We start from the raw sequence: 13413 nt of genomic DNA on the forward strand, positions 1-13413 counted from the left end.
TGACAATTTAAGCGCTTACCAACCTAACTGCTTATTCAAATTGGCAGCATCATAGTAGTCGCCTTGATAAACAATTTTATCGTCTTTCACACGAATAAAGCTGACACCTTCAAAACTGATCGGCTTGTTGGTTGCAGGTGTATCTTTGCCCCACGCACCAGTATTGTTACCCGTGAATTTCCACTGAAATGAAATGCCATCTTTACTCTCAATTGGTTTACTGGTCATTTCCCACTTCAAGTTAGGCACAGCTGTCACAAATACATTAATGACATTATCCCGCGCAGCAACACGCCCTTTTTGCTCTTCACCTACGGTCACATCATAGTACACCGCATCATTTGCTAAATAAGTCGCTGCTTTATTCGCGTTATGCTCATTCCATGCTTTCATGTAGGATTCTACAACCTGCTTTGGTGGAACAGCAGCGTGTGCAACGGAAACACCTGCCAATACAGGAACTAAAATCAGTGTTTGTAAAATATTTTTCATGTGTCTTCCCTTTTAGAAAAAATATATAAACGGCATGATGATCCTAGAGACATCATGCTAAAAAATTAATCTTCGTAAGCACTCATCACGTGTTTAACACGGGTGTATTCTTCAAATCCGTAGCTAGATAAATCTTTGCCATAACCTGACTTTTTAAAGCCACCATGTGGCATTTCAGCAGTCAAAGGAATGTGGGCATTAATCCATACTGTGCCAAAATCTAAATCACGGCTAAAACGAACACTACGCCCATGCTGCTTTGTCCACACACTAGAAGCCAAACCAAACTCGACATCATTGGCTTTTTCTAAAGCATCTGCTTCATCTGTGAAGGTTTGAATGGTAATAATTGGTCCAAAAATTTCATTTTGAATGGCTTCATCCTGTTGTTCCAAACCGCAAATAATGGTCGGCTCAAAATAATAACCATCATATTTTGTCACAGCTTTTCCGCCCGTCACGATTTTGGCATGCGCAGGTAAACGATCTAAGAAGCCTTGAATGTGAACCAGTTGTCTTTGGTTATTTAAAGCACCATACAAGGCTGTTTCATCATCGGGTAAACCACAGTGGATGCTTTTGGTTTTTTCCACCATTTTTTCCACAAATTCATCAAAAATGCTTTCTTGCACCAAAACACGTGCTGCAGCTGTACAGTCTTGCCCTGCATTAAAGAAACCCGCTAGCGTAATTGCATCCGTGGCTTTTTCCAGATCTGCATCGTCAAAAACCACGACTGGAGCTTTACCACCAAGTTCCAAATGTGCTTTTGCTAAATTGCTCGCAGCAGATGCCGCAACTTGCAGACCTGCACGCACCGATCCGGTAATTGAGACCATTGCTGGCACTGTATGCGAAACCACTTTTGAACCTGCATCAGCCAAACCTAAAATGACATTAATCGCGCCTTTAGGGAAAAATGGAGCCGCAATTTCAGCTAAGCGCAAGGTACTATTCGGTGTTGTGTCACTTGGCTTTAACACCACGGTATTGCCTGCGGCTAAAGCCGGTGCAATTTTCCAAACCGCCATCATCAATGGATAGTTCCATGGTGCAACTTGTCCAACCACGCCAATTGGCTCACGTCGAATACTGGATGTAAAACCATCTAAATATTCACCCGTCGCTTTTCCCTCTAAACAACGCGCTGCACCTGCAAAAAAACGAATATGATCGACTGAAGTTTTAATTTCTTCAGCTGCAATCATGTGTTTCAGCTGACCAGTTTCTAGACTCTGAATTTCGACCAACTCATCCGCATGTTGTTCTAATGCATTAGCAAAATCCAATAATGCTTTTTGACGTGCAGATGGTGTTGAACGTCTCCACAGTTTAAAAGCAGCCTTGGCACAGTCATAGGCATGATCCACATCCTGCTGTGTTGCATTCGGTGATTGCGCATAAATTTGACCATTGACCGGGCTAATTAAGTCAAAGAACTCGATCCCTGATGTTTGAACATATTCACCATTAATAAAATGTTTTAATTGTTTAACCTGCATTTGAACAGATTCAATCGCCTGCCCTAAATTTTCACCAATATGAAGGTCTGTCATGCAATTTCCTTATCTCGCAATTAACTAAATAGCTTTTTTTTCACCACAATTGCTTATGTAGTATTTCTATTTTTTCTTGTCAAGGAAAAATATTTTCACATTTAACTTGAAACACAACATATATTTCCTTTATTATATGTACATATTTTAAATATTACTCTCGCTTTTTTGACGATAAAAACATAATTAAAATACTGAAAAATATAAATTTAATAAAAATAAATCTCAAACATTACATCTATACAAATATGTACAGTTATTTTTTAAAATATTTACAAAAATAGATATTTTTTCCCTAATTGGCTCCTTGTTAAATTGCCAAATTGGCTCTCGTTTGTATTTCAGAAAAAAGACAAATTTGCCTGTGTAACAACATCGCTGTTGGGAAGTTTTTTGTAGAAGTCGTCGTAATTTACCCAATGTGCGAACAAAAAATATTTTTAAGAAATTAAAGTAAATTTAATTAACTCAATATTTTCAGTTTATTAAATTTACCAAAATTAAAAACTTTTACATCTGAGTAACTCATATTCCCTGAGCAGGATTAGGGTTGTGTTAAGCGTTCTGTCTGGAACTTAATTGCTGAATAAGGAAATTGCATGAAAGACCTTCCTATAGGTGAAAATTTAGGACAAGAGACCAATTCAGAGTCTGTCCAATCTTCACAATTCGAACGATCTATTGGATTAATCTCAAATTTTTCACTTGGTTTTACCTATTTATCACCCCTCACTGCTGTTTATTCATTATTTGCTCTCGCGATCACACTTGCAGGCCCACCATCCATTTGGTGGATCATGATTGCAGCATTCGGACAATTATTGGTCGCGATCGTCTTTGGTGAAACTGCTTCACAATATCCAATTACAGGGGGGCTATATCCTTGGGCTAGACGTCTTTGGGGCAGGAAATATGCATGGATGGCCGCTTGGATTTACCTTTGGGCATTGGTCGTCACCGTGACTTCAATTGCTGAATATAGTGCTGGATTTGTTGCCTCACTGTTCCAATACGAAGCAACCGCAATGAACAGCTTATTGACCAGCATCATCTTGTTAATCTTATGTATGGTTGTCAATATGTCGGGCACCAAGAACCTTGCACGCGTTGCTCGAATTGGTTTCTGGTGTGAAATCGTGAGCGTTATCGCGTTGGGGATCTACTTATTGATTTTCCACCGTGCACAACCCTTCTCAATTGTGTTCGATACCATGGGTGTATTAGCTCAAAATGGTTCATATACCACGGCATTCTTCTCAGCATCCCTACTTGGCTTATTCATGTTCTTCGGATTCGAAGCTTGCGGTAACGTCGCTGAAGAAGTCAAAAATCCAAGTCGCCAAATCCCTGTTGCTATGATTTTGAGTATCGTGTTTGGTTGCATTTCTGCAATGGTGTCTGTATTAGGTTATTTACTTGCATCACCAAACCTACAAGCAATTGTAAATGGTCAAGTGATTGATCCTATTCCATTTATTTTGCGTGATGCATTAGGAACTCATGGTGCGAATCTTTTCATTGTGATTGCGATTATTGCCATGTTGTCGTGTATCTTATCTTTACAAGCGGCACTGAGCCGTCTGCTGTTCTCTTTTGCACGTGACAAAATGCTGCCTGGTAATCAATGGATTGCGAAATTATCGAAACAAAACGTGCCTGATAACGCCATGATTTTGAGCTGCTTATTGCCTTTAATTTTCTGTGTTGTGGTTTATTTTTCTCCAGACAATTTAGCGCGTATCACTGCCTTTGCAGTCATTGGTATTTATGTGTCTTTCCAAATGGTGGTGTTTGCTGCACTCAAAAATCGCTTAAAAGGCTGGAAGCCTGCAGGTGAATGGAGTGTGGGCGCATGGGGCTTACCAATTAATGCGCTAGCGTTGATTTACGGACTCGGTGCAATTTTCCTGCTCGCACAACCCGCAGATGCCGCTTCATTCTTTGACAGTTGGATTGTATTAATCGGTTTAGCCGTGGTGATTGGTAGTGGTCTGCTTTATATGTTCATTGCAAAGCCGTATGGCAAATCCCAAGCACCTGAAAATGATGCACTGGCTTATGCGGCTGAACTTCGTCAAAAACGTCATTCTATCTAAACCATAGTTCAGAGCATCCAGTTCATCCAAGCGTTCACCCTTAAAACGATATGTTCATTCGGCAGCAGCGCTTGAATGTACATATCGTTAAGAAAGGCTTAGCTGCCGAGCGTCTGAAGCGACTCGATAACACCATATTTTTTGTCATAAAAACACAAATGATATTTATGGTTTATTCACAGCATTTTTATGTCATGGATGACTATATCTGAAAACTCGTAAATGATTTACAGGTGAAACTTTATGGACAATCACAACGATAACCTGCGCACCCTCACTTTACCTCAAGTAATTATTGTGGGCATTGCCTATATGACTCCCATGACGGTGTTTGACACGTTTGGCATAGTCTCAGACGTCACGAATGGTCGAGTTCCCCTCACCTATTTTATTGCGCTTTTTGCCATGTTGCTCACGGCATTTAGCTATGCACGATTAAGTCAGCAATCTGGACGCCCAGGCTCAGCGTATACCTATACGGCAGAAAGCTGTGGCGCTTCGGCAGGTTTCTTTGTCGGTTGGTGTTCATTATTAGATTATATCTTGCTCCCACTGATCAATGCCTTACTGGCTGGCATCTATCTCAATGCGTTAATGCCATCGATCCCTTATGCCGCATGGGTATTTGTTGCGGCAGGTCTGGTCACTTTGGTTAATTGTTTTAGAATTCATATTCTTGCCAACCTGTCTTTACTCTTTGTGTTCTTACCTTTGCTATTACTCTTGGTCTTCATTTATTTGGTGATCAGTGGCATTAGCACGAATGGCTCTGAACATTTACTGACTTTAACGCCATTATTTAATGGTGATACCAGCATCATCCCTTTGATTACAGGGGCGTCAATTCTCTGTTTTTCATTTTTAGGTTTTGATGCGGTAACCACATTATCCAATGAAACCAAGAACCCGAAAAAAACCATTCCTCAAGCCGTTATGCTGACCACTTTATTGGGTGGGGTAATCTTTATTTCAGCCTCTTGGTTTATCCAGTTGTATTTTCCAGATAATTCAAGATTTAAGAATCCTGAAGCTGCGCTTCCAGAAATTGCCTTATATGTCGGCGGTGCATTTTTTCAGGCCTTGTTTTTAGTTGGACAAATCATGAATACGGTCGCATCTGGATTGGCTTCACATGCTAGTGCAGCACGCTTAATCCATATTATGGGGCGTGATGGTATTTTCCATAAAGGTATTTTTGGCTCGATCAATCCAAAGTTAGGCACACCTTTATATTCAGTCATGACCATCGGCATGATTTCAATGACTGCGATGTTCTTGGACTTATCGACAGTGTTGAACTTAATTAGCTTTGGTGCATTGATTGCCTTTACAGCCGTAAACTTTTCAGTTTTTGTAAATTTTTATCTTCAAAAGAAACAACGTAGTGGCATAAAAAATATTTTCTTAAATCTATGCCTACCTATTGTATCTGTACTCACCATTGTAGCCATGTGGGTGAATTTAGAACCGAGTGCTTTGCATTTTGGTTGTATTTGGCTGGCTGTGGGTGCGGTCATGTTTATCTATAAAAAAATCCGCAAACAAAATATCGCACTTAGTAATGCGTAATTTTTTTAAACCTATTTAAAGAGAGTATTGAAATGTCAACCAATGTGACTCAACCCATATTACTCAATGATGTTGAATTTAAAGCCAGTCAATATCAACAAACTGGCAAAGAATGGAACTGGATTGCAGCGTCACGTGGTCAGTTCGAACATCCCGCAAATTATTATGAAAGTTCATTAGAAAATTGGCATACCTTTGATGCCCTAAATGCAGATCTAGAATGTGATGTACTCGTAATTGGCGGAGGACTTTTAGGCACCTCTACCGCACTGCATCTCGCTGAACAAGGGGTTGATACGGTACTGGTTGAGAAAAACCGTATAGGCAGTGCAGCTTCAGGACGCAATGGCGGACAGCTGACTCCAGGCTTAGCGCGCTGGGAAGCTGAAACCATGGCACAGCAGTTCAGCTTTGCAGATGCAAAAAAATTATGGCATTTCACTTCAACCGAAGCCATGTCCGTGATTGATGGCATTATTGAAAAATATGAACTGGATTTACAGCGCAAGCGAGGCCATATTACCGCTGCGGTTCATCCGGGACATTTAGAGGCTTTACGTGAAGGAATGCAGGCACGGCAGTATTTAAAAGAAAATAACACCGTCATGCTGAGCCAAGATGAATTGCGTACACATATTGATTCTGACAATTATTTTGGAGGTTTGTTCGATCATTTAGGTGGACATGTTCATCCCTTGGCGTTGACCCGCGGTTTGGCATATGGTTTTTGCCTAAATGGCGGCAAAATTTATGAGCAAACAGAAGTCAAATCTGTTCAAGAATATGCCGATGGCATTTATGTCACCACAGCCAACGGCATAATTAAAGCCCGAAAAAGTGTGGTGATGGCGGTACATCATGCGTCATTCAAACTGCTGGAAGATCGCACACAAACCACCATTCCGTTTTATACCTATGTGTGTACGACAGCTCCTTTAGAACTTGATTTAAAAGCATTGCTCCCCACTGATATGCCGGTGTATGACACACAGTTCCAAATAGATTATTACCGTGGCGTATCTCAGAATCGCTTATTATTTGGTGGTGAGGGAACAGGTTCATGCTGGGATGCACAGCAAACTCATGACTATTTGTTAGGGCGGATTAAACACGTTTTCCCGCAACTGAAACAGGTCGAAATTGACTTTGTATGGAGTGGAACAACCGATCTTACAGTCAATGGCGCCACTGATAGCCGTAAATTTGGCGAGAAATATCCAATTTATGCGGTACAAGGCTGGAGTGGTCATGGTGTGGCGCAAACCGTGCGTATCGGAAAGGCCATTGCCGATGATTTTTGTGGTCAAAAAGATGACTTCAATATGTTGACCCGTATTCAGCACATGAATATCCCGATGGGACGTGCACTTGCCCCAATCGTCATTCCGATTGCCAAAAGCATGTATGGCATTGGTGCGATGATTAACCCCGGGAAAATGGTTTCTTTCTAATTTTTCTGAATATTAAAACAGGCTGCATAATTGCGGCCTGTTAATTTTCAAAGCAGCTTAAAATTTATAACAACATCTATTTGCTGGATGCTATAGGAGCATCAAAAATGCTGTAAATACTGCTTGTGCCCTAACTGAAGTGTTTGAGGAATCTGTAGAAATTCGCTTGAGTCAACACGGATACGATTTCACAGGAAAATGCGAAATCATTTCATGAGTTTTTGATTTGGATTGACTAAATAAAGCGAAATAACAAGAAGAGAAATTGGAAAAATATACAGATCTATTTATTGTTTCAAGGATTTCTTTTTCCGAGACTCAAGATAGAATTCAATACAAGACCAGATAATCACGAGTAGAAATAAAAACAATACCAAAAGAAAAGCTGTCAAAATCATGCTGTTCAACCCTAAACTTGCTGGCACAAAAACCGATATTCGATGAAATTCCGTATCATCTACGACAAAAGTCTAATACGGTTTAGCCCACATGAATAGTGATATTTCAAATAAATTAAGACTTTTTTCCAATCAGTTGATAGTAAAAATCAATATATCTCGTGATTGCTTTCGATTCGTTGAACCCAATCTCAAAATCAAAAATTAAAAAATATACATTTGTACTTTATGGTTCTCATAAAATTCATTCTAGCCATTGACCTTGGTCACATTTCGGCAGAAATTAGCAGGCTTGATTAATCGCATAACATTAAGATTTGCTATGTTAAAAAAAATGCTTGGTGAGTCCGCATTCAAACTTGCGGGTTGGCAATATCACGTAGAACCAAATACGCTAGAAAACAAGCAGGTCATTGTGGGTTTTGAACACACCTCCATGATGGATGCTGTTTTATCGATTGCGTTATTTCAAATCTACGATATAAAAATCCATACGCTCATCAAAAAGGAATTGTTTAAAGGTCCGATGAAGCCCTTGCTGGAAGCGCTGGGTGGGATTGCTGTAGATCGAAAATCCAATCAAGACATTGTTGGACAAATGGTTGACTTGTTTGCTTCACATGAAAAATTTAATTTGGTGATTGCACCCGAAGCAACACGCGCAAAAAATGGGGAAACACGCAAACCGATTCGTACCGGTTTTTGGCATATTGCCAAAGCAGCGAATGTGCCAATTGTGCTGATGTACGCCAATTCAGAGACTAAACAAGGGGGGATTTTCGGCAAAATTTATCCAACCGAGCTGTATCATGATCTTGCGTTAATGAAAAAGCTGTATAAGGAAAATGTCGGTTTAGACATCATCATTCCTGAACCGCAATAAGTCCATTCAATTGTTTAAAAACTCAAACCTAAGCCCTTCCTCATAAAAAAGGGCTTATGGTAGAATCTGCTCAATTTGATTTGGCATAAAGCCAATCTACAAGGAGCATATTTCGCATGGCGGGTCATTCCAAGTGGGCTAATACTAAGCATCGTAAAGCAAAACAAGATGCGAGCCGCGCTAAAGTATTCACAAAATTCATTCGTGAAATCGTTACAGCTGCACGTTTAGGCGGTGGTGATGTTGCATCTAATCCACGTTTACGTGCTGTCGTTGAGAAAGCATTAGTCGCAAATATGACGCGTGATACCATCAACCGTGCCATCCAGCGCGGTGTGGGTGGTGAAGAAAATGCTGATTTAAAAGAGGTCACTTACGAAGGTTATGGCGTTGGCGGCGTTGCGGTTATTGTTGAAACCATGACTGACAACTTAAACCGTACTGTACCTGATGTTCGTCACTGTTTTTCTAAAACTGATGGCAACCTTGGTACCAATGGTTCAGTAGCATTCTTGTTTACTAAGCGTGGCGAAATTACTTTTGAAGATGTTTCTTTAGAAGATAAAATCATGGACGTGGCTTTAGAAGCAGGTGCGGAAGATATTGAAGTGACTGAAGATGAAATTCTGGTCATTACCACACCAGAATCATTTGGTGACGTTCAAGATGCGCTAACAGCAGCAGGTTTAAAATCTGACAATGCTGAAGTAGTGATGAACCCTTCAACCAAAGCATTGATTTCTGACATTGATCAAGCGAAAAAAATCATTAAAATGATTGATATGTTTGAAGATTTGGATGACGTTCAAAACGTTTATACCAATGTTGAATTCACAGATGAAGTTTTAGCACAACTGGATGCTTAAACCCATCTAAACAAAAAACGCGCATTTTGCGCGTTTTTTATTGCCAGAATCATTGTGCCTGAAACTGTGTACAAAATTAAATTTAAACTTTATTTAACAAACCTCGGCAGTTAAACACATCATATTCTTTAATCACAAAGCTCGAATGTAGCGCGACTACATGCTCGATTTTACCAATCCGATTCAGCAAAATCTGACTGTAATTTTCCATATCACGTGCAATCACTTCGACAATAAAATCGGCAGATTGTCCAGTGACCAAAAAAGCATTAATCACTTCAGGAATATTTTCTAATTCTTCTAAAAATTTAGAAAAAGTATCGCTATCATGTTTACTCAACGACACTTGCAGCAACACATGCAAACTAAACCCAAGTTTTTGATAGTTAATATCACGACGAATATGGGTCATGACATTGGTATCGATCAAATGTTTAATACGACGATGTACCGAACTCACTGATAAATTAATGCGCTCAGACAGTTCATTCAGATTCACATCTTCATGGGTTAATATTTCCAGAATCTGTTTATCAAAACGATCTAATTCCATCACAAGCTCCAAAATTTTAAACAGTTATAAAACACATATTCGTTATTAATTTTCTGCTGAATACGTGACTGACTTCAGGTTTGATTATTTCGCTAATTGTTTTAAAAATAAAGCTATAACTGAGATTTATTTTTAAAAATTTAAAGATTTATAGAATTTTAATAGAATAAAAATCGTATTTTATAAAGTCTATTGCACTTTTTAGCTCAAGTTGCGATTATCTTTTCAAACTCACATACCACGCCAATCTACCCGAGCATTCCGTTCGGTTAAATAAACACGCTGAACATATTGTCCCAACGGCAAGTCTAAAAATTGTTGCTTGAAGCTATAAAATTCTTCTGAACTACCAGAAGTATAATCATCTTCACGCTCCCAAGGTGTGCCTGCAATTTCTAATAAGGGAGCAAGCATCGAACAAACTGAAATGTCTGCCAAGCCTAAGCGCTCCCCCACAAAATAACGCCCGCCATTTTCCAACAATTTCTGATTCAAAATGGCGATGAGTTGTTCCATTTGATGTTTGGAATATTGAACTTTTTCAGCATCGAGTTGATAACTTTTCGAAACGAGTGTTTTTAAAATCGGTTTCGAAAATTTTTCAAATTGGCGTAAGTACCCTTTTTCACCAATCATGATATCCAAGGTTTCATCACTTTCTGACAAGCTCTGAGCCAAGCCCCAACGGCGTACATGTAGACCTAGTTCGGATGCCAAGGCATTAATTTCAAGAGCCATTTCCCTTAAATGCGGATCTGCTCTTAATAGTGCATGTTCAGGGTAAGTCTGATCCAGATACAACGCAATTTGCGTAGAGTCCGCCACCCAATAATCTTGATCACGCAAAATAGGCAGCTTGTTCTGCCCTGTTTTAAGTTGTGCAAAAGCACGATGTACACCCGGAATAAGGTTCTGTGCCACAAAGTCGAGTTGTTTATGATCGAGCAACCAGCGAGCTTTCTCACAATAATGAGATAAAGGGAACTGGTATAAAATTCGCATAAACACTCCATAAAAATGATTAGAACGTTGATTTCCTAAGAAAACCTACGCTTTCAGTCTGATACTTTAGTCAGTCATCGGCATAAACACAATGTACTTTTTATCCCAAAATAATCTGTGACTCACCTTGTAAAGTTATACATTTTTATGTCTTGCATATCTCTAAATACGATATTCCATTTGACTATATGTCTTAGTACTGACATAAAGATAACTTTTCCATTTAAAATCAAATATTTAATATATCATTTTTTTTAGTATCTTTTGCATTTTAAATTTTTAATAGGCTTTTTCATAACGACATAGAAATCCTTGATTTAATTTTTGACTCGAGCCGAATACAGCTCAAACAACAATTACAAGCACATTTTGCAAACATAGAGGTACTAGGCTAAGCACGAACAACTCATTGAATTATTACTCACGGGTACAGTGAATACTCTGATTATGGTCGGTGTATCCGCACTTTTGGCATTTTTAATTGGCTTACCGATGGCGGTGGTTTTGGTCAATACCAGTGAACATGGTATTTATCCTTCAAAGTCCATTAACCAAGCATTAGGATGGGTAGTCAATATCACACGCTCAGTACCTTTCCTTATTTTAATGGTGGCACTGATTCCTTTAACACGTTTGATTGTCGGCACCAGTTATGGCGTATGGGCAGCGGTTGTCCCGCTAACCCTCGCTGCAACCCCTTTCTTTGCCCGTATTGCAGAAGTCAGTCTGCGCGAGGTTGATCAAGGTTTAATTGAAGCCGCTCAAGCCATTGGCTGTAACCGTAAACAAATTATCTGGCATGTATTACTGCCTGAAGCCTTACCCGGCATTGTGGCAGGTTTTACCGTCACTATCGTGACCATGATCAACTCCTCAGCTATTGCAGGCGCGATTGGCGCCGGTGGATTAGGCGATATTGCCTATCGCTACGGATATCAACGTTTCGATATGCAAATCATGTTGGCGGTGATTGTGGTGCTGGTGGTTTTGGTTATGTTGGTACAAGCCACTGGCGATGCACTAGCGCAACAACTGGACAAACGAAAAGTCTAACAATCATGCACTTGAAGCTGCCCCAAAGAAAGATGCGAGCCATGACCTGACTTTGTCATGGCTTTCATGTAAAATCAGCGCCAATTTTTAAATAATACGTTGTGAGTCATTTCATGGGTTTTAATTGCGGTATTGTCGGCTTGCCGAACGTTGGTAAATCTACCCTTTTCAATGCGTTAACTAAAGCAGCAATTGCGGCAGAAAACTTCCCGTTCTGTACCATTGAACCAAACACAGGCATTGTTCCTGTACCAGATCCACGTTTAGACAAATTAACTGCAATCGTAAAACCACAACGTGTGATTCCAACTACGATGGAATTTGTAGACATCGCAGGTTTGGTTGCTGGTGCATCTAAAGGTGAAGGCCTAGGCAACCAGTTCCTTGCCAACATCCGTGAAACGGATGCGATTGCACACGTTGTGCGTTGTTTTGAAGATGAAAATGTGATTCACGTGAATGGTAAAATTGACCCATTAGATGATATTGCTACCATCAATACGGAACTTGCACTGGCTGACTTAGAAACTGTAACCAAAGCCGTTACACGTTTAGCAAAATCAGCGAAAAGTGGCGACAAAGAAGCCATTGCAACGAAAGCTGTTTTGGACAAAATTCTGCCATTATTAGATGAAGGCAAACCAGCACGTGCTGCTACGCTAGATGATGATGAACGTAAATTGGTGCGTGGTTTTGGTTTAATGACTTTAAAACCAACCATGTACATTGCCAACGTGGCTGAAGATGGTTTCGAAAACAACCCGCATTTAGAAGCAGTGCAAAAACTTGCTGCTGAAGAAAATGCGATTGTAGTGCCGCTTTGCAACCAAATCGAAGCAGAAATTTCATTACTTGAAGATGAAGACCGTGCAGAATTCCTAGAAGCTTTGGGTATGGAAGAACCAGGTCTTAACGTGGTAATCCGTGCCGGTTACGCATTGCTTGGTTTACAAACTTACTTCACTGCGGGTGTGCAAGAAGTTCGTGCTTGGACAGTTAAAGTCGGTGCAACTGCACCACAAGCCGCGGGTGTGATTCACACTGACTTTGAAAAAGGCTTCATTCGTGCTGAATGTATTGCTTATGATGATTTCATTCAATACAACGGCGAAGCGGGTGCAAAAGAAGCGGGCAAATGGCGTCTAGAAGGTAAAACTTATGTCGTTCAAGACGGCGACGTTTTACACTTCCGTTTCAATGTTTAATCACATTTAAATATTCAAGAAAGCCAGTGTCATCACTGGCTTTTTTATACCTCGAAAATGCCCCAGCTTACTCAAAAAAGGCTCAGTTAAGTCCTTTAAAAAATCAGATCAATCCCAAAAAATCTACTCAACTTCCCTTCTTACCTACACTCAGAATTTTCAAATCATTCAAAAAATAACTTCTTAAAAGCGTGCAGTTATTTTAACTTAAATATAATGATAATAATTATCATTATATTTACAGAGATCTAAACTTCCTCTAGACTTTATGTCATATAGATAAATACTG

General features: G+C 39.8%; 11 protein-coding genes. 7 read left to right on the forward strand and 4 right to left on the reverse strand.

The features are described 5' to 3' along the window. Positions 1–15 precede the first annotated feature (15 nt). Entirely contained in the window at positions 16–492 is a 477-nt protein-coding gene (locus AC6CHI_RS03525; RefSeq protein ID WP_458891545.1) for an ester cyclase, read from the reverse strand. A gap of 65 nt (positions 493–557) precedes the next feature. After that, positions 558–1994, reverse strand: a complete 1437-nt coding sequence (locus AC6CHI_RS03530; RefSeq protein WP_498120033.1) for a gamma-aminobutyraldehyde dehydrogenase — start codon at positions 1992–1994, stop codon at positions 558–560. Positions 1995–2647: 653 nt separating this feature from the next. Between AC6CHI_RS03530 and AC6CHI_RS03535 the strand changes: the two genes are divergently transcribed. From AC6CHI_RS03535 to AC6CHI_RS03555, 5 genes are all read left to right on the forward strand, one after another. Further along, entirely contained in the window at positions 2648–4144 is a 1497-nt protein-coding gene (locus AC6CHI_RS03535) for an APC family permease (RefSeq protein WP_498119458.1), read from the forward strand. 243 nt (positions 4145–4387) lie between these two features. Next, the gene (locus tag AC6CHI_RS03540; RefSeq protein ID WP_498119459.1) at positions 4388–5713 is read left to right on the forward strand and encodes an APC family permease; all 1326 of its coding nucleotides are present in this window, start codon (positions 4388–4390) and stop codon (positions 5711–5713) included. A gap of 32 nt (positions 5714–5745) precedes the next feature. After that, positions 5746–7164, forward strand: a complete 1419-nt coding sequence (locus AC6CHI_RS03545) for an NAD(P)/FAD-dependent oxidoreductase (RefSeq protein ID WP_498119460.1) — start codon at positions 5746–5748, stop codon at positions 7162–7164. A 720-nt stretch (positions 7165–7884) separates the two neighbouring features. Next, positions 7885–8445 (forward strand): 1-acyl-sn-glycerol-3-phosphate acyltransferase, encoded by a 561-nt coding sequence (locus AC6CHI_RS03550; RefSeq protein ID WP_458891541.1) that lies wholly within the window; start codon positions 7885–7887, stop codon positions 8443–8445. Between the two features lie 116 nt (positions 8446–8561). After that, positions 8562–9311 carry a YebC/PmpR family DNA-binding transcriptional regulator gene (locus AC6CHI_RS03555; protein WP_458891540.1) on the forward strand — a complete coding sequence of 250 codons (750 nt, stop codon included), beginning with the start codon at positions 8562–8564 and terminating at the stop codon, positions 9309–9311. 82 nt (positions 9312–9393) lie between these two features. On the opposite strand, the gene AC6CHI_RS03560 is transcribed toward AC6CHI_RS03555, so the two are convergent. Both AC6CHI_RS03560 and AC6CHI_RS03565 read right to left on the reverse strand, forming a co-directional pair. Then, the gene (locus tag AC6CHI_RS03560; RefSeq protein WP_458891539.1) at positions 9394–9864 is read right to left on the reverse strand and encodes an Lrp/AsnC family transcriptional regulator; all 471 of its coding nucleotides are present in this window, start codon (positions 9862–9864) and stop codon (positions 9394–9396) included. Between the two features lie 231 nt (positions 9865–10095). Further along, the gene (locus AC6CHI_RS03565) at positions 10096–10866 is read right to left on the reverse strand and encodes a glutathione S-transferase family protein (protein WP_498119461.1); all 771 of its coding nucleotides are present in this window, start codon (positions 10864–10866) and stop codon (positions 10096–10098) included. A gap of 408 nt (positions 10867–11274) precedes the next feature. Here AC6CHI_RS03565 and AC6CHI_RS03570 point away from each other — a divergent pair, with 408 nt between their 5' ends. Beyond that, a complete protein-coding gene (locus AC6CHI_RS03570) occupies positions 11275–11919 on the forward strand; it encodes a methionine ABC transporter permease (RefSeq protein ID WP_498120035.1) in 645 nt (214 codons plus the stop codon). Positions 11920–12032: 113 nt separating this feature from the next. Beyond that, complete coding sequence (gene ychF, locus AC6CHI_RS03575; RefSeq protein ID WP_458891530.1) at positions 12033–13124, forward strand: redox-regulated ATPase YchF; 1092 nt, start codon at positions 12033–12035, stop codon at positions 13122–13124. Positions 13125–13413: the final 289 nt, after the last annotated feature.

Source organism: Acinetobacter sp. GQ146, assembly GCF_059758585.1.

Excerpts from the sequence above, each read along its gene's own strand:
- AC6CHI_RS03545 (WP_498119460.1), top strand. The coding sequence starts at position 5,746 with ATGTCAACCAATGTGACTCAACCCATATTACTCAATGATGTTGAATTT.
- AC6CHI_RS03565 (WP_498119461.1), bottom strand. The coding sequence starts at position 10,866 with ATGCGAATTTTATACCAGTTCCCTTTATCTCATTATTGTGAGAAAGCT.
- AC6CHI_RS03535 (WP_498119458.1), top strand. The coding sequence starts at position 2,648 with ATGAAAGACCTTCCTATAGGTGAAAATTTAGGACAAGAGACCAATTCA.
- AC6CHI_RS03550 (WP_458891541.1), top strand. The coding sequence starts at position 7,885 with ATGTTAAAAAAAATGCTTGGTGAGTCCGCATTCAAACTTGCGGGTTGG.
- AC6CHI_RS03555 (WP_458891540.1), top strand. The coding sequence starts at position 8,562 with ATGGCGGGTCATTCCAAGTGGGCTAATACTAAGCATCGTAAAGCAAAA.
- ychF (WP_458891530.1), top strand. The coding sequence starts at position 12,033 with ATGGGTTTTAATTGCGGTATTGTCGGCTTGCCGAACGTTGGTAAATCT.
- AC6CHI_RS03540 (WP_498119459.1), top strand. The coding sequence starts at position 4,388 with ATGGACAATCACAACGATAACCTGCGCACCCTCACTTTACCTCAAGTA.
- AC6CHI_RS03525 (WP_458891545.1), bottom strand. The coding sequence starts at position 492 with ATGAAAAATATTTTACAAACACTGATTTTAGTTCCTGTATTGGCAGGT.
- AC6CHI_RS03560 (WP_458891539.1), bottom strand. The coding sequence starts at position 9,864 with ATGGAATTAGATCGTTTTGATAAACAGATTCTGGAAATATTAACCCAT.
- AC6CHI_RS03530 (WP_498120033.1), bottom strand. The coding sequence starts at position 1,994 with ATGCAGGTTAAACAATTAAAACATTTTATTAATGGTGAATATGTTCAA.